Here is an 18,034-nt window from a genome sequence, read left to right on the forward strand (position 1 = left end):
GGACGTCATGAAAGCGCCCAATCGCCGATTCCACATAAAGTCTTCAATCACTACTTTGCTTGCTTTGTCTTGTGTGAGTAACACGATTCAAGCAGACGATCTGAGCTTGGCCTGGGATTGGCAACTGAGCGCTGAGTCGGTTGAATCGCGAGAATCGCCATTCAGTCCTTTAGCATCAGATAATCGTCAGTCACTCAATGGTTTGCTGGATCTAGAGGTTGGCTATGGCAATTGGCTTGGCCTGTTTGCCGTGAAAGCCAACGATATTCTAAGCAACAACCCTCAACAACAAGACGCGAGCTTTGAGTCTGAATTCATTGTGCGTGAGTTGTTTTGGCAAGGTGGTGTTGAGATGTCGAATTCAGTAATCGGTGACCACTATCTTGATGTGACGCTTGGTAAGGTTCGTTTGGATTGGGGGGGGGGTTATGGCTATCGGCCTTTAGACATCATCAAACCTTATCGCCAAAATCCTGTGGGTATTGTGGTTGAAGAAGGGGCGGGAGTCGCTTCGGCGTCACTGTTCGATATGACGGGCGAGTGGACATTGCTTTACAGTGATTCGTCATGGACTTCCCAAGATGTAAATGAATTCGAAAAGCAGAATCAGCAACAAGGGCTTGGGATACGTCGTTATAACTTAGTGGGCGATCACGAATATCAATGGGTCGCTTATTACGATGATGTACGCCACGGCTTGCTCGGGGCTAGTTTGGTTTCGGTATTAAACCTCGCGTGGGAGTTTCACGGTTCTGTGGTTTATCAGCGACAAAGCCTAGGCTACAGTCAGCCGAGCTCAATGCTTAAACCGGTTTATCTAGAAGAGCAGGGCGAGGCTTATCAAGCGTTGGCAGGACTAACATGGGCCAATGACTCGGGGCACAATGTGGTTCTGGAATATTGGTTTGATAGCCGAGCTTGGAGTAACTCTGAATGGCAAAGTGCGATAGAAAGTGCAGTGTCTTTGTCGGTTAATCCGATGACAGCTTCGTTGGCAGGTTCTTATGCGCAAGGCTATCAGCACGCCAATTTAGTTCAACACAACATCATGTTTCACTGGTCTATGGATTCGACACATGGCTGGCTTGAAGATATCACGCCGACATTCGACGTCATGTTATCTCCACAAGACGGCGGCTTTATTGCAACGCAGTGGCTCAACTATCAGGCTTTAGATAATGGTAATTCATCGTTGGATTTGGAACTTGCTGCACGCTTTCTAGAAGGTAAAAATGATTCTGCTTACGCCAACTTACCTGATAGTCATATGATTCTCTTAAATATCAAAGGACGATTTTAATGAACACTTCTTCAAACAGTCGGTTTTCATGGATTAAAAGCTTCGCGTTCACCACGCTATTTTGTGTTCTTATTGCGATTACAACCCATACGATTTGGGGCGGTGGATTAACGGTTAACCTGGCAATCAGTTTTGGCTTTGGCTACAGCGCGGTGGGTTCTTCTTTCATGTTGGTTAAGTTGTTCAAGAGAACATCCCGAACGCTTGAAGTGGGGATCTCAATGGTGTTCGCGATGACGGTTGGTACCTTGAATGCGCACTACTGGTTGAACGGATATTTCGGAGCCAATATCTCGGACCTTAAATCTGTGGTGTTGCTCGGTGTGATTTTCTGTTCGGTTTGCTATTACTATTTCTACACCCGAGAGCAACAGTTACGTGCCGACAACGAATTGGAAGTAGCCAAACGTCGTCAGGCCGATCAAGAAAAGGTGGTGGTGCTAAGCCAGCTTAAGCAATTGCAAAGCCAAATTGAACCGCACTTCTTGTTCAACACACTTGCGACCATCAATGTATTGATTGAGAGTGACAGCACGAAAGCCAAGTTGATGCTCGAAAAACTGACTAACTTGTTGCGTGTGACTTTGAAAAACAGCCGTACTGAGCAATCGACCATCGCACAAGAGGTCGACTTGTTAGACGCATATCTTAATATCCAAAAGATACGTTTGGGTGAGCGTTTAGCGTTTTCTATTGAAACACACGAGATTAGCTATTTGCAGGTGATTCCCCCGTTCTTGATTCAACCTTTAGTCGAAAATGCACTCACGCACGGCATCGAGCCCAAAGCCGCAGGTGGTAAAGTGAATATCTGCATTACTCAACAAGCACAGCTGCTAAAAATCGAAGTTTCAGACAATGGCGCTGGGCTAAAAACGCCTTCTGCGAATACGGGGCACGGTGTTGGGTTGAGCAATATTCGTCAGCGAATAGAAACTCTTTACGGTGAGAAAGCTAGCCTGACGATCACTGAGCAAGCTGAGGGTGGGGTGGTATCGACGATCTTATTACCGCTCATAAGCGAAACTGGCTCCGAGAGCGATGAGCCGAAACTCTAAGAACAGCAACTAAAAACAGACGATTTACAGTGTGAATTTAAAGGAATAATAATGACTAACCCAGCAGTAAAGCCGAACGTAACGGCAATTATCGCAGACGATGAAGCACTGTTAAGGCATCACCTAGACAAGAGCCTTGCTGAGGTTTGGCCTGAGCTAGAGATTGTCAGCAAGGCAACAAATGGATTGGAGGCGATGCAGAGTATTCAGCAGTTTGAGCCTGATGTGGTCTTTCTTGATATTCGTATGCCGGAGCTGGATGGTATCTCGTTGGCGAAACAATTGAACAAGCTAGATTCGCCGCCCTTGGTGGTTTTCATTACCGCTTATGATGAATACGCAGTTAAAGCCTTTGAGCACAATGCGATGGATTACCTGCTTAAACCGATCAATGAAGAGCGCTTACTCGCTACCTGTAAGAAGGTGCAAGCGCGTCTGTCGAGTAACCAAGCGCAATCAGGTATTACGCCAGAACAACCGAATATCACGGCGTTAATGGCTCAGCTTCAACAGTTATCACAATCGACGTCACAGCAAATGCTGTCTCCTTCTCAATCTCAGAAAAAGCATCTCACTTGGCTCAAAGCCAGCGTTGGGGAAGACATCCACCTTATCGCCGTTGATGATGTGGCTTACTTCAAAGCGGAAGACAAGTACGTCTCGATATTCAAAAAAGGCCAAGGCGGTTCGTTAGAGGAGTTTATTCTTCGCGTATCACTAAAAGAGCTGATCGCCCAGCTTAATCCTGATGAGTTTTGGCAGATCCATCGTTCTGTCGTGGTGAAAGTCTCGGCCATTGATAAGGTGAAGAAAGGGCTCTCAGGTCAAATGTCGGCGTATGTATCAGGCGAGAAGCTACCTATTAGTCGAGCGTCGCAAGTGCTCTTTAAAGGGATGTAGCCATTGATTTTAAAGGGACGTAATAAGTTCTTATCAAAACGCCATTTTAAACGAATACTGTCGATTTTTTATAGCGCGTGATGGTTTATAAAATGAGGATGCAGATCACAAAGATATTCATCGGGTTAAATATTAAATAATAATCATTAATTCAATCTGTATATTGTTGATGAATGACATTAAGAGGTTGTTATGAAAATATATTATTTAGCGACGGCACTATGCCTTACCTTAGTTGGCTGTAGTTCAACATCAAATATCACCGAAACCTTAATCCAGCCGGATCCGGCATGGACATCAGGCCAGCTAGAAAATGGTCTTACCTACCATGTTTATCCAGATCATGAAGAATCCGTATCTGTTCGGTTAGTCGTGCACGCGGGTTCGTTCCAAGAAACTGACCAACAAGAAGGTTATGCTCATTTCTTGGAGCACATGGCATTCAATGGCAGCAAGAATTTCTCTCAAAATGACGTGATTCGCTTATTTGAAGATGCCGGCGCTAGCTTTGGTGCTGATATTAATGCTTATACCTCTTACCAAGAAACCGTATACGAATTAGATTTACCAGATAATACACAATTAGAGCAGGCTTTAACCTGGCTGCGTGATGTCGGTGATGGCCTTGAAATCGCCGATACGGAAGTAGAAAAAGAGAAAGGCGTTATTATTGGTGAATTTCGTTATGCACGCTTAGATGATAAACCATTCGCAGAGCAGTTCTTCGATCACTTTATAGAGGGCAGCCAGTATGAAGACCAAGATGCATTGGGTTCCAAAGGATCTGTGCTCAACGCGACTTCTCAAGGGATAAATAGCTTTTATCAGACTTGGTATCAGCCCCAAATTGTCGAGGTGATTGTCTCGGGTGACATTGACAAAAAAACGGCTATTCCACTCATTGAAGCGAAGTTTTCTAGCTGGGAACGTGGTGAAACACCAAAGCCAGGAAAACAAAGAATCATAAAGTTCAATGACGGTGATTATATCGAGTATGCAGAAGGGGAAACCCCAAGTATTTCTTTGATGATCAACCGAGGTTCAAGCGAGATAACGACTCGCGAACAACAGCATCAACTTTGGCTCGATGAAACTGCACAACAACTGATTCGACAACGACTCAACACCAAGTTCAATGACGCGGCCTTAGCGACTCAATGGGTGGTGGCTGAACATTACTCAATGGAATATCAGCGCTATTCATCGATCAGTGTTGGTTTCCCTGTTGGTGCGCGTGAGGTGACTCAAGAAGAGCTTATCGCGACATTGGCATCTCTACGTGATTATGGTGTCTCTGAAAGTGAGATCATCAGCGAGCAGAACTATTATCAAGACTTGCTCGATAATGTTGAGGTCGACTGGGACAACATGGACAGTGCTCAACACGCTAATCAGAAAACGTTGGCTTTAGTGAACGAGCAAACCGTGCAATCACAAAGAGACTATGAAGCGAGCCTTGAAGAGTTTGTCGCGAATCTCGATCTTGAAGGGATTAATGCCAGTATCAATGCCTTGCTTTCTAGTGACTATTTTTTAGTGGTAGGGATGAGTGAAAGCGAAGATAAAGTTGCGGTTACCCAAGCTATCGATAGCTTAAAAGCAACCTATAGCGAAGCGGGCGCCAAACCTGTGCTTGCAGTGACCAGCAGTGCTTTTGCCGTACCGAGTTCTCAAGGTGATATTGTGTTGGTCGAACAGATGTATATTGACCCATATGTTCAAAAGTGGACGCTCAGTAATGGTATCGATATGTGGTATCTGCGTGATTCTCTTGCTGGTAATGAAGTGGGTATGTACTACACAAGCTTAGGGGGCAAGGCCGTTTTAGACTCAAGCTTATATCCAGCGACCGAGTTGGCTCTTGCGGCTATTGGTCGAAGTGGTGTTGGCAGTTTTACAGGAACGGAGCTTGATGCGCATCTTGATCGTGAAGATATTAAAGTTTATCCGTTCATCGAACCGACTCGCCACGGCGTCGAGTTTAAGATCAAAAAGAGTGGTTTAGCGGAAACTTTTGCCGCACTCAACGCGATCGTGACATCAGTGAAAGTATCACCAGAGCAACTAGCGGCGGTTAAGCAAGAGTTCATTCAAAACCGAGAATCCTACTTAGCAAGCCCAGCTGGTCAGTTCGCCTATGCAATGAACAAAAATACTTATCAAGCAAACAGCGACCATGTGTTGTTAGACGGAAAAAGTGTTGAAGCGGTTTCCGTTGAGGATGTAAAGAATGTGCATCAGCAGTTATTCGGGCAATTGCGAAGTAACCAACTGGTTATGGTGGGCGATATTGATCCTAGTGAACTGAAACCTTTGGTTCGCCAGTACTTGGCTTCTATTCCGTTGGAGAAAACCGCTGCACCTGACTTTAACGTCGCGTACAAGCACCCTTCCAAAGCGCGTATTGATTTGGCGGTTAACAGTGCCAACAGTACTGAGTACATGCTAAGAGTGATTGCGGAGCCTTCCGTTAATACAGGAATGGTAAGAGGGCAAACGGCGAAAGATATCTTTATGGAAGATCTGCTACAACGCGTGCTTTCTACTCGTTTAGATGCGTACATTCGTGAAGATTTAAGCCTAGATTATTCACCTTATTCTTACTATGTATCTCAAGATGGAGAAACAAGTCATGATTGGTTTATTGGTGCGATGATCGCCCCTGAAAATACTGAACAGATAGAAGTGGCGATTGATAAAGTGGTTGCAGACCTTTTGAAGGGGGTCTCACAAGATGAAGTTAGAGCGGCGGGCAAGCAATTAGAAGCGGATTTTACGCCTTTAGATGCTAGCACTGTTGACCAAGCATGGTTCGTGTCTCGTTATCTTTTGCACGACTATGGCGTAGCAGCTTTGTTTAACGTAAAAGCGACGATTCGCTCAATTTCTCGTGAAGACATGAATCAACTTGTGCAGCGTATATTTGGTGAAAACAGCCGTAAGGTTAAAAATATCATGCGTCCTAAAGCCTAAAGCCTAAAGCCTAAAGCCTAAAGCCTAAAGCCTAAAGCTATAAGCAAACAGAAAGACTTAACTCAAAGCCAAGCATGCACTGATGCACTGCTTGGTTTTTTGTTTTTTTACATTATTCATAACATCAATGTATTAGGTGTTGTTGGCCGCATTTAAAGGCATGTAGTTCTAAATGCGAGAGCGCTTAATCGGTTGCTTCGTATCATTTTCTAAAAAAATGTTTTAAATCAAGACAGCGTTTCATTTGTATTGTAAATTGGCGATCTACGAGAATGTTGTTTGGATATTAGATTGCTTAAATTAGGTACCCGATTAGTCTTAATGTTGTTTTTACTGAGCTTTGGCTTAGTGAATTCTAACGGCTATTCGTTCCCTTCTAAGCCATTCCAAATCCACTCCGCTCAAGAGCAGCCTTCGCAGAATAATCTTTGTAAACAAGCTGCTGCGGATAATCCGTCGAGCTACATGGAATGTGATCAGGTTCAGTTTGACACTGCGTCTTTAGGTGATAGTTCCAATTATCACGACACTGAATCGAGTCTCCAAGCGGTAACCTTTAGACGTATGCTCAGCAACGAGCAAGAAAGCGTGGCCGACCTTGAGCCTGCTTATCATCTATTGATCGACTTCTCTCCCCCATCACTACTGGCTTCTCTGCTCTTCAACACGCCGATGTTGGATACTAAGCAGCATTGGACCAGCATTGTGAGTTCTCCGTCCTCCCGGCTTTCGGGGTGGAAAGAGGGCAACATCCAATACTCGCATTTCCGAGAACTTCTTAGCTAATCGTTTGACCCTAAATTGGTCGTCTCGATGGTCACTTGTGCCCGTTGAGCTCGCCAGTTAACCAAGACAAACATAGCGACATCAGCTTTAGCATCATTACCGTTCAATCAGCTTGTTCTGGTTTCGGCTATCGCTCGTGTTCGCAAAACATCAGTTATACCAATCGTAGTAAATGACTGGTCACCCAAGCTGGTTAAAATGCTCGAACACTGCTTTTTTTCGGCTCTATTTTTGAGCTCGTATTTACGGTGATTGGTACAAAGAAGAGATCTTGACTGTGAAAAAACGCATTCCAAGAAAACAAATTAACCACTACTCAAAGTGGAAATACGTGGTGCTTATCGCCACCATCATTATCATGATTCTAAGTGCCTTACCTTCTTGGTTTGGTGAGGACGCCTCGGTTCAAATCAGTAACCGTTCTGAGCAGACGATCGACGCCACTCAAGTGACGCAATACCTTGCTAGCGAAGGCATTCAAGCGACATCAGCCTTTCAAAAAGACAAACGCTTAGTTGTGATCTTAGAAGATGCAGAGCAGCAAGCGAAAGCCAAAGAAGTGCTTAATGAGCGCTTCCTCGACAGCGCAACCGTTGCTCTAGCGATGGAGCCAGCTGCACCTAAATGGCTAACTGATATGGGTTTTGCGCCGATTCAACTAGGTCTTGATTTACGCGGTGGCGTGCAGTTCTTGCTAGAAGTGGATATGGCACCGGTTTATCACGCGCAAGCTCAAGCGGTGGTCGACGAGATCACTAGCGAAGTGCGTTATGCCCGTGGTGAAGTGGTGAACAACCAAGTTAAGTTTAATTTCCGCACTGATGCTGATTTTGAACAAGCTCAAAAGCTGATTCGTGAAGAGTTCCCACAATGGCAACGTGATCGTTCAGATAAATCGCTAACGTTAACCCAATCTGAAGAAGAGCAAAGAACGCTACGTAACCTAACGGTTCAACAAAACCTGCAAATCATGCGCAGCCGTATTGAAGAGTTAGGCATCACAGAAGCATCAATTCAACGCCAAGGTGAAAGCCGTATTCGTATTGAACTGCCGGGCGTACAAGACCCTGCAGCAGCGAAAGATGTGATTGGTGCAACCGCATCACTTGCTTTCTATTCTGTGTACGACAACCCAACGCGCAGCACTCAAACGCTGAAGGACACAGACGGCAACCGCGTGGTAGTCGACCGCAAGGCTGTGTTGAGTGGCGAACACATTATCGATGCTCGTAGTGGCATTGGTGAGATGGGCAGCGCAGAAGTAAACATCACACTGGATTCTTCTGGCGGCAAAAAAATGTCTGAATTTTCTCGCCATAATATTGGTAAGCCAATGGCGACTGTTTACAGCGAATACAGCCGTGATAGAGCAGGCAACAGCAAGCAAGACAGTGAAGTGATTAGTGTAGCAAACATCCAATCTCAACTGGGTAGCCGCTTCAGAATCACTGGCGCAGGCAGCTTGGCAGACGCACAAGAGCTTGCGTTACTGTTGCGTGCGGGGTCATTAACCGCGCCCGTTACCATCATTGAAGAACGTACTATTGGCCCATCTCTGGGTGCAGAAAACGTAACCAACGGCTTTGCTGCTCTGGCGCTTGGCTTGGGTCTTACTCTGACGTTTATGGCGCTATGGTATCGCCGCTTAGGTTGGGTCGCGAACTGTGCATTGGTGGTGAACATGACCACATTGTTTGGCTTGATTGCCTTGCTACCAGGTGCGGTATTAACCCTGCCGGGCATTGCGGGCTTGGTATTGACTGTCGGTATGGCGGTAGATACCAACGTGCTTATCTTCGAGCGTATTCGAGACAAGATGAAAGAAGGGCGCAGCTTTGCGAGTTCTATCGATCGTGGCTTTGACAGTGCGTTCTCTTCTATTTTCGATGCCAACGTCACCACCATGATTGTTGCTGTAGCCCTATACACCATTGGTAATGGACCGATTCAGGGCTTCGCTCTGACACTGGGCTTAGGTCTTCTAACCAGTATGTTTACGGGCATTTTTGCTTCACGAGCGATCATCAATTTGGTTTGGGGGCGTGACCAACGCCACGATGTAAGGATTTAAGCATGAGTATTTCAAAAATGACTATTTCAGACCGCTATTTTTCAAACAGCAATATGACTCGCCTTCGTAAGGTGATGTCTATGATCTCTATTGTGCTGTTCATGAGCTCTGTGATGCTGGTGGCAGTAAAAGGTTTTAACTGGGGTTTGGACTTTACAGGCGGTGTAGTTGCCGAGGTGCAACTCTCTGAACAAGTGACTAAAGACGCCTTAAAAACAAAACTCGACACGGCTTTCCAACAAGACGTTCAAGTGGTTGGTATGGCAGAACAGGATCGTTGGACGATTCGTTACAGCCAACTGACAGATACTCCACAGCCAAACTTAGTGGATGCATTGACAACGGTTAGCGACCAAGTGAAAGTGCTCAACAGCAGCGTGGTTGGCCCTCAAGTAGGCCAAGACATGGTTGACCAAGGTGGCTTGGCGGTATTGGTGTGTTTCCTCATGATCATGCTGTACTTGAGTGTACGATTTGAGTGGCGTTTGGCACTTGGTGCGCTTGCCGCGATCATCTATGACGTGACGCTCATCTTGGGTCTGTTCGCTTTTACTCAGTTTGAGTTCAACCTGACGGTATTGGCGGCTGTGTTAGCGATTTTGGGTTACTCACTCAATGACTCAATCATCATCGCCGACCGTGTACGTGAAATGCTGCGCGGCAATCCAAACGGTGATACTGATAACCTGCTTAACGAATCGGTTAAAGCGACCTTCTCACGCACCATGGTGACTTCAGGTACAACGCTAATCACCGTATCGGCACTTTGGCTACTTGGCGGTTCTGCGCTGCAAGGCTTTGCAATCGCATTGGTTGTCGGCATTGTCAGCGGTACGTGGTCTTCAGTGTCTGTCGGCATCACACTGCCTAAGTTATTTGGCCTACAGCCTTGTCACTACCAAGTGAAAGCGCCAGTGGAAGTTGAGGGTGAGTACCCTTAGTCAAGCTAAGCTAGCTTATGCACGGTAGGCCGATTTACTTACGCTATTAACTGAACCCAATAATGAAGCCCTTGAACTTACTTAGCCCCCTAAGTAAGTTCAGGGGCTTTATTTTTTATATAAGAGTCAACTGGTTAGAGAAAAGTGAGCCTATTTCAAAAAACGATGGATTGAGCAGGCAAGCCCTCATGATATGAAGTATGTTTAGATGACGTTAGTAGAAATGAGGCAAGGGAATGGAATATCGACATCAATGTCATGTAGGCGACCATGGTGATGCACTGAAGCATCCAGTATTGAGTGCACTTGTTCAGTCATTAATGCAGCAGCATTCACGCCTCAATGTTATCGACACGCACTCAGGTACAGGGTGTTATGACCTCACCAGCGCACCAAGTAATCATGCAGGTGAGTTTGCTGAAGGGGTCGGGTACTTGTGGCGCAATAAGGCTTATCTTCCTCCGGCATTCGCTTCTTTTATGTCGGTACTGGAATACTACAATCCGAATCAACTTATCTCTTTGTATCCGGGTTCTGCCGCCATCACTTACCAACAAGGTCGCAGCCAAGATAGCTTCTATTTTTCAGACATTCAGCAAGATGAAGCTGATTTACTGCAAACTAATATCGATAAGTTACAGCGTAACTTGGGTGTTTCAAGCAAGCTTACGATTAGCGCAGGTGATGGGCTTAAAGCGTTACCTGATGACGTAGCTAAACATGACAATCATCATCTGATTGTTATCGACCCACCCTATGAAACCGATTCAGAATATCTCGCGGTGATTGATGCCTTAGTTAAGGCATATCAGCAGTCGGAGAAAGTATCTGCACTAATTTGGTACCCGCTCTACACGGATGACAAGAGCTCACTGATTTTGAACCACTGTGTGACCGCAGTGAAAGATGGTTTACTGCCAAGTCCGATTAAATCGGAGCTTCGCCTTCGAGATCCTAAGGGTGATGATCGCCTGATCGGTAGTGGTTTACTGTTGTTCAATCCACCACAAGGCATTGCTGGGACAGTTGCAGATACGCTCGATTATTTACACAGCCAACTCGCGACCAATGGTGAAGGGTATTGGCAAATCAGAAGTCTATAGCTCTGATTTATATGGGGTTTATGATTACTTTCGAGATGTGTCTCACTAAATCGCTAATTTTTGTGTGGTTTAAATTGACCAAACGCTAACTTTTATCGATTGATTAATTGCAGTGAATCATTTAAAAATAGAATATCAATGCGCGCAAGTGCATAAAGGCTCATAAGTTAAATAATTAGTCTAAGATTAATATCAGATTGTGGTTTACCCCCTAAACTGCATAAGGCTCGCACTAGTCACGCGAGCCTTTCTTTTGCCTGAAGGAAATGTTTCTAGTGGTTAGAAACCATCATCTCCTCCAAATTCACTACAATGCTGGGTAATCGGTATAGCCTTTTTCGTTGCCGCCGAACAGAGTGGCGCCGTCGAGATCGGATAGTTCGTTGCCGTTTTGTAGGCGTGATACGAGATCTGGGTTAGCTACGAATGGGCGACCAAATGCGACAAGGTCAGCGTAGCCTTTGCTTAACACTTCTTCGGCGCGTTCTGGTGTGTAGCTGCCAGCGACGATGATTGTGTTAGAGAATAGTTCTCTTAGCTCGACACGGAAGCTTTCAGGTATCACAGGCGCGTCATCCCAATCGGCTTCTGATAGGTGCAAGTAAGCGATGTCACGCGCTTGCAGCGCCTTTGATGTCTCTAGAATCGTTGGCACGATGTCTGGGCAGTTCATGTCTTTGAAGGTGATGAAAGGAGCTAAACGCACACCAACTTTATCGGCGCCGATCGCTTCAATCACCGCATCGACCACTTCGATTAGGAAGCGAAGTCGGTTCTCGCGGCTGCCACCATAGTTGTCGGTGCGCTTGTTTGAATTGGTGCGTAGAAATTGATCGATGAGGTAGCCATTGCCACCGTGGATCTCGACGCCGTTGAATCCTGCCTCGACAGCCTTTTTAGCTGAGTTAGCAAAATCTTGAACAACGCGATCGATATCGGTTTGGGTCATTTCTCTTGGTTGGATGCAATCGACCATGTTGCCATTACCATTCTCATCAGAGATCCAAACCTGAGTTTCTACCGGAGCCAGTGCCGAAGGCGCGATTGGCAGTTCACCTTTTTGGAAGGTTGGATGAGACACGCGCCCCACATGCCATAATTGGCAGAATATCGCGGCACCTTGCTCTTTTGCGGCTGTGGTTACTGACTTCCAACCTTCGATTTGTGCATCGGTATAAACGCCGGGTGTGAATGAGTAACCTTGAGAATCATCTGAGATTTGCGTGGCTTCAGTGATGATAAGCCCAGCACTTGCGCGTTGTTGGTAATAGGTTGCCATCATGTCGTTTGGCACGTTTCCAGGTTGGCTAGTACGAGCGCGCGTCATAGGTGCCATAACCACGCGGTTTTGCAGTTCTAGGCCTTTTAGTTCTGATGTTTCGAATAATTTGTTCATGGTCTCTACCTTTGTGAATTTTTAGCTGCTGTGCCAATGCCAGTTTGAGAATGAATTGGCATTTTGAAGTTTCTGAGTTCTTAAATTACTTAGCTTCTGTTGGTGCGAATATTGAGTTGCTTTGTGGTTTTCCGTTTCGGTTAGCTTTAGCAATCAAGAACAAGCCGATGAAAGGAACGACAACGGCAGTGAATGGAATCATTCCTGCGCCTAGTTGGCTGTCGAGTACCATGCCGCCAAGGAAGCCACCGAAGGCATTGGCCAAGTTAAAGGCTGAGATATTCGCGGTTGCTGCTAGCTCTTGGCCTTCGCCACCGTGATTCATTACTCGAAGCTGCATAGCAGGAACGTTCGCAAATGATGCAATACCAAAGACAAATGCAGCTGCAACGAATAGGATTTTGTTGTCTACAACAAGGCCAACCACTACTAATGAAACGATCATCGCGATAGCCCAAAACATCGATGCTTTGCCTAAATCTTTGTCAGAAGAGCGGCCGCCCAAGGTGTTACCGATGATTAAGCCGACACCAACAATCACTAAGATCCAAGTGACTGATTCTTGACCGTAACCCGTGATGTGCATCGCGATAGGCGCAAGGTAGCCGTAAAGCGTCATGAAGCCAGACCAAGCAAAAGCGGTGATCGCCAAGCTGATGAGAAGCATTGGATTTTTGAATGCCAACAGCTGAGTTTTGATGTCTTTCGCTTCGCTGTGACCTGAAGATTTTATTGACGTTAAGATTGAAATCATGGCGATGGTGCCAAGTGCTGCCACGGTAAAGAAAGTGGTGTGCCAACCGAATTGCAAGCTCACCCAAGTTCCTGCGGGAACCCCTAGAACGTTAGCGAGTGTTAAGCCAGCGAACATCTGACCAACAGCACGACCTGCCATTTTCTCAGACACTAAATTGGTCGCGACAACTGCCCCTATGCCATAGAAAGGACCTTGCACTAAGCCTGCGATAAAGCGGCTTGCAAGTAGAAGTGGGTAGCTAGGAGCTAAGGCTGACAAGATATTGCCGATGATGAACAGTGCCATTAAGCCAATCAGTACCACCTTCTTGTTAAAACGTGCGAGGTAGATGGTTAAGATCGGGCCACCAATAACGATAGCCAATGCGTAAGCACTGATTAGGTATCCGGCTTGACCTTCGGTGATCGAAAGGGATGTGGCAATTTGTGGAAGGATGCCTGCGATAACAAATTCAGCCGTACCAATAGCGAACGCTGCGAGTGTCAGTATCCAAACTTGGAATGGGATCTTTTCTTTATGGATCGCTTCTGGTTTCATAGTGAAGTACCTGTGTTAATTCTTGTTTGTTAGGACGTTTACATACACGCCCTAACGATTGTTCTTTGCGGAGTGTTAACCGAGTAGAGCACCGCCATCGATGTCGATGATTGACCCCGTTACATATGGGTTGTTAATCGCGAATAAATAGCCCATTGCGATATCTTTAGCCTCTCCGACTTTGCCTGCTGGTAGGTTGTTTTTCGCGTTGTCGTACATTGTTGAACGAGCTGAGTCATCCATATTTTTGTAGGCTTCAGTCATGGTAAGGCCGGGGCTGACGGCGTTGACTCTAATCGGTGATAGCTCTTTCGCCAGTACTTTAGTCACGCTCTCTAGTGCGGCATTAATCGCGGTTTTTACGTAAGTACCAGCAACCACTTTGCGTGACAGCATGCCGGTTGTGAGTGTGATTGAGCCGTTTGGAGTCATGTAACGTGCGGCGTGCTTGGCTACGTTTAAGCTTCCCCAAAACTTTGTATCAAATGCTGCTTTTGCGTCTGTGATAGCAACGTCTGTCACTTTTCCGCCCGGAGCGTATGAGCCTGCGGTTATTACCAAATGATCAAAGGCACCAATTGACTCAAAGTAAGCACAAATTGACTTTTCATCTCTGATATCGAGGCCTGTGTGTCGACTGGCAATGTGTACCGTATTTTCTTCGTTTCTCAATTGCATTGCTAATGCTTTGCCGATACCAGATGTGCCACCAATGATGACGAAAGTGCTCTTTTCTTGGTTCGCTATTGTGTTGCTCATGGTCTGAATTCCTGCGTGTTCTGCTGATGGTTGTCATTATATTTGTTCGACTAAATTTGATAATTGGCTAAAATATAAATTCATTATTCGGTTTAAATGAACAATATGGCGAGAGCACGAATAGCATGGATAAGTTTTCAGACATGGCGATGTTCGTCAGTATCGTGAAACATCAAGGTTTGGCTGCTGCGGGACGTGAACTGGGTTTATCACCCGCGACCATGACAGCAAGGCTTCAAGCACTTGAAGAACGATATGGTGTGAAGTTGTTGAATCGAAGTACGCGCCATGTGTCTTTGACCGACTCTGGAGAGCTGTATCACAAGGCGTGTTTGGAGATTTTAGACAACGTCAGTGAGGCCGAAAACCTGATTCAAAATGGCGTCAAAGAAGTTAAAGGTCCGTTAAAGATTGCTGCGCCAAAAGACATCGGGAAACAGTACATTCTTCCTATTTTGACTGAGTTTTGTCAGCAGTATCCAGACGTTGTTCCCTACTTGTATTTGAACGATAACTTATCGAATATCGCTGAATCAGGCATGGACATCGTGATCCGCTACGGTGAATTGGTTGACAGTAGTTTGATCTCTAGACGCTTATCACCAAGCCGACGAGTGCTATGTGCTTCACCAGAATATCTCGCTAAACACGGCACGCCGATCAAGCCACAAGATTTGGTTGATCATGCGTGTCTGGCGATGCTTCGCAGCAACGAAGAACTCAAAACCTGGCACTTCCAAGATCATGACATGAAGAAGGCTGTGACGGTGGTTCCCAAGCGATTTTCGGATGATGGCGAAGTGATCCGTTATTGGGCGCTACAAGGAGAGGGGATTGCACTGAAATCCATTCTGGATGTGCAAGATGACATCAATAATCAGCGTCTTGTGACGTTACTTAACGGCTACATGAAGAACTTCAATACCGCGATGTCTGTGTCCAGTACCGATTTGAATGTGGTGTACATCAGCAAGAAATATCAGCCGAAACGTATCCGACTCTTCTTAGATTATCTTCTTGAGAACTTCAGTGGTTTGATCGAAAGATCAGGTAAAGAGTAGACGCTTACCTACGTATGACGGATCTCTCGAACTCAGCGTCAGCTTACGGACAGAGATCATCGTTCTGGTTATGATACCTGCAACATAAGGACGTGATTGGAGAGAGAAATGAAAGTCGTCGGTAACACGGTTATCCAACCTTTTCACAAAGCCACCTGCCACTGCGGTGCGGTGCGGTGGAATTAGAACTCAGCCTGCCTAACGGGATCGAAAAGCCGCGTCGCTGCGATTGCTCTATCTGTCGTCGTAAAGGCGCGATAGTTGGCTCTGTGGCGCTTGATGGGATTAAGGTTCTGAAAGGTGCTGAGCATCTCAAGCTTTATCAATTTAATACTAATACGGCTAAGCACTACTTCTGCTCGAACTGCGGTATATATACGCATCATCAACGCCGTTCTAGCCCAAATGAATACGGGTTTAACATTGGTTGTTTGGAAGGGGTAAACCCTTTTGATATTGACGATGTAGTGACCAACGATGGTGTCAATCACCCTGCTGATCGATAAGATAAACATTAAAAAGGAACAGTTCTATGTCTGAATACGGTGCGCTCATTCGTTGGCAAAAAGCGGAAGATGAAGTCTTTAACGATAATCAATACAGCCGCGGTCATACGTGGGAATTTGATGGCGGTGTTACTGTGCCAGCTTCGTCTTCTCCCCATGTGGTACCACTGCCGTTTTCGGTAGAAGAGAATGTTGACCCAGAAGAAGCCTTTATCGCGGCACTTTCTAGCTGCCATATGTTGACGTTTTTGGGCATTGCCGCAAAGCAGAAGTACGTGGTCGACTCTTATGTCGATGCTGCAATTGGTGTGCTTGAAGAAGATGAATCAGGCCGCTCATCGGTTACCACGGTGACTCTACGACCTCAAATTGTGTTTCTAGGCTCTAAACAACCAACCGCCAAACAACTCAAAAAACTTCATCACCTAGCCCATAAAAACTGCTTTATCGCGAACTCTGTCAAAACAGAGATAAAGGTAGAAGTGTGAGTTTAATTTTTATCACATCATCTTATTTTCTACAAAGTTTCGTCTTTCTGGCTTCACCATCGTCTTAAGGGTATTGATGCAATTCAGTTGATTGTAAAAAGACCGAATATACTATTTGAGGGCACCTCCATGACTGCGTTTAACAGCACATCTAACTATGGTGAAAATGCGTTTATAAAAAACAAACCGCAGATGCTACAGAATATTTATAACACCACAGATGTATTCCCATATTGGATTGCTGATATGGACTTTCAGGTTGCAGAACCTATCACTCAAGAGCTGAACCGATTGGTTGAACGTGGTGTGTACTCTTACGAATTTAGTGAGCAAGAGGTGTTTGAAGCTTTGTCTCAGTGGTATTCAAAGCGTCACGGTGTGAGCCTTTCGGCTGATAAATTTGTTCAGGTCCCGGGAGTGCTATCAGGTATTGCACTGTTATTGCGTCAATTTACCAACGAAGATGATGGCGTGCTTATCCACACTCCGGCATATCATCAGTTTTCTAACTTGGTGAATAAAGCAAACCGTCAGGTCGTGCAAAGCCCGTTGTGCAGTGATAAACAGGGTTACCAAATTGATTTCGCTGGTATGGAACAACAAATCATCGAGCAAAAAGTGAAGGCGATGATTTTCTGTAATCCACATAACCCGACTGGGCGCGTGTGGACATCTCAAGACATTGAACAAGTCATCGAGATTGCTAAGCGTCATGATGTATTGATCATCAGTGATGAGGTCCATTCAGACATTATCTTTGAAGGTCACGCTTTTACGAGTTTAACCAACTTTGATTACGACAAGGTCATCACCTTAATTGGATCTCCGGCAAAAACATTTGGTATGCACAGCATCTCAAACGGCTATGTGTACACCAACAATGATGAGCTATTTGAAGCGTTCAAAACCAATGTGGTCGCGATGTATCTTGATCACGGGAATGCATTCAGCACGTTTGCAACCGTGGCGGCCTTCGAAAAGGGTGAAGAGTGGTTAGATGGCATGTTGGTGTACCTGCAAGACACGGTTAAGTGGATTACCGAGTTTACAGAGCAACGTATTCCTCAATTAAAAGTCTTTCAGCCGCAAGGCACCTACCAAATGTGGTTTGATTTCTCAGGCTTAGGCTTTTCGGGAGAAGAGCTAAAAAATGTGGTGTTTGAGCAGGCTAAAATGGGTTTAACTCCAGGTGATTGGTTTGGTGCTGAAAGTCCTAACTTTATGCGAATGAATATTGCGACGTCACGCGACAATATCGAGCAATCATTTAATGTTTTAGCGGACGCGATTGATGGCTTTGAGCGAGGAAGTCATACTCGTTCAATTTGTTGTGATAGCGGTGCTTCAAAAAGCTGCTGCTGATATCGATCGTTAGTCCTAAAAAACGAAAAATCGCCA

14 protein-coding genes and 1 pseudogene are annotated in these 18,034 nt (G+C 45.6%); 12 read left to right on the top strand and 3 right to left on the bottom strand.

All coding sequences use genetic code 11. The annotated features are described in order from the left end of the window. The first annotated feature begins 7 nt into the window (after positions 1-7). The 8 genes from L8S15_RS11620 to rlmJ all read left to right on the top strand — a co-directional run bounded on the left by L8S15_RS11620 (position 8) and on the right by rlmJ (position 11,132). Positions 8-1,300, top strand: coding sequence for a hypothetical protein (locus L8S15_RS11620; protein WP_280573153.1), 1,293 nt, complete (start codon positions 8-10; stop codon positions 1,298-1,300). Then, entirely contained in the window at positions 1,300-2,358 is a 1,059-nt protein-coding gene (locus L8S15_RS11625) for a histidine kinase (RefSeq protein WP_102357263.1), read from the top strand. The genes L8S15_RS11620 and L8S15_RS11625 overlap by 1 nt, the downstream gene beginning before the upstream one ends. Positions 2,359-2,409: 51 nt before the next feature. After that, positions 2,410-3,258, top strand: a complete 849-nt coding sequence (locus L8S15_RS11630; RefSeq protein ID WP_010432359.1) for a response regulator transcription factor — start codon at positions 2,410-2,412, stop codon at positions 3,256-3,258. 192 nt (positions 3,259-3,450) lie between these two features. Further along, positions 3,451-6,231 (top strand): M16 family metallopeptidase, encoded by a 2,781-nt coding sequence (locus L8S15_RS11635; protein WP_280573158.1) that lies wholly within the window; start codon positions 3,451-3,453, stop codon positions 6,229-6,231. A gap of 321 nt (positions 6,232-6,552) precedes the next feature. Beyond that, positions 6,553-7,017 (top strand): hypothetical protein, encoded by a 465-nt coding sequence (locus L8S15_RS11640; protein ID WP_010432361.1) that lies wholly within the window; start codon positions 6,553-6,555, stop codon positions 7,015-7,017. A gap of 271 nt (positions 7,018-7,288) precedes the next feature. Then, positions 7,289-9,088, top strand: coding sequence for a protein translocase subunit SecD (gene secD / locus L8S15_RS11645; protein WP_016785470.1), 1,800 nt, complete (start codon positions 7,289-7,291; stop codon positions 9,086-9,088). Positions 9,089-9,090: 2 nt separating this feature from the next. Further along, a complete protein-coding gene (gene secF / locus L8S15_RS11650) occupies positions 9,091-10,029 on the top strand; it encodes a protein translocase subunit SecF (protein WP_016785471.1) in 939 nt (312 codons plus the stop codon). Between the two features lie 236 nt (positions 10,030-10,265). After that, positions 10,266-11,132, top strand: a complete 867-nt coding sequence (gene rlmJ / locus L8S15_RS11655; protein ID WP_016793144.1) for a 23S rRNA (adenine(2030)-N(6))-methyltransferase RlmJ — start codon at positions 10,266-10,268, stop codon at positions 11,130-11,132. 307 nt (positions 11,133-11,439) lie between these two features. Here the strand turns inward: rlmJ and L8S15_RS11660 are convergent, their stop codons facing one another. The 3 genes from L8S15_RS11660 to L8S15_RS11670 all read right to left on the bottom strand — a co-directional run bounded on the left by L8S15_RS11660 (position 11,440) and on the right by L8S15_RS11670 (position 14,581). After that, positions 11,440-12,528 (bottom strand): alkene reductase, encoded by a 1,089-nt coding sequence (locus L8S15_RS11660; RefSeq protein ID WP_016790004.1) that lies wholly within the window; start codon positions 12,526-12,528, stop codon positions 11,440-11,442. A gap of 85 nt (positions 12,529-12,613) precedes the next feature. After that, complete coding sequence (locus L8S15_RS11665; protein WP_280573162.1) at positions 12,614-13,822, bottom strand: MFS transporter; 1,209 nt, start codon at positions 13,820-13,822, stop codon at positions 12,614-12,616. 75 nt (positions 13,823-13,897) lie between these two features. Beyond that, the gene (locus L8S15_RS11670) at positions 13,898-14,581 is read right to left on the bottom strand and encodes an SDR family oxidoreductase (protein WP_280573164.1); all 684 of its coding nucleotides are present in this window, start codon (positions 14,579-14,581) and stop codon (positions 13,898-13,900) included. A 125-nt stretch (positions 14,582-14,706) separates the two neighbouring features. On the opposite strand from L8S15_RS11670, the gene L8S15_RS11675 reads away from it, so the two are divergent. From L8S15_RS11675 to L8S15_RS11690, 4 genes and pseudogenes are all read left to right on the top strand, one after another. Further along, positions 14,707-15,642, top strand: coding sequence for a LysR family transcriptional regulator (locus tag L8S15_RS11675; protein ID WP_280573166.1), 936 nt, complete (start codon positions 14,707-14,709; stop codon positions 15,640-15,642). A 108-nt stretch (positions 15,643-15,750) separates the two neighbouring features. Continuing rightward, positions 15,751-16,148, top strand: a pseudogene (locus L8S15_RS11680) (GFA family protein). Between the two features lie 26 nt (positions 16,149-16,174). After that, positions 16,175-16,636, top strand: coding sequence for an OsmC family protein (locus L8S15_RS11685; protein ID WP_016785476.1), 462 nt, complete (start codon positions 16,175-16,177; stop codon positions 16,634-16,636). Positions 16,637-16,765: 129 nt separating this feature from the next. Beyond that, complete coding sequence (locus L8S15_RS11690) at positions 16,766-17,998, top strand: PatB family C-S lyase (protein ID WP_102282475.1); 1,233 nt, start codon at positions 16,766-16,768, stop codon at positions 17,996-17,998. The last annotated feature ends 36 nt before the right edge of the window (positions 17,999-18,034 follow it).

This window comes from Vibrio sp. S/42/10 (genome assembly GCF_029890535.1).
Classification (GTDB): Bacteria; Pseudomonadota; Gammaproteobacteria; order Enterobacterales; family Vibrionaceae; genus Vibrio; species Vibrio cyclitrophicus.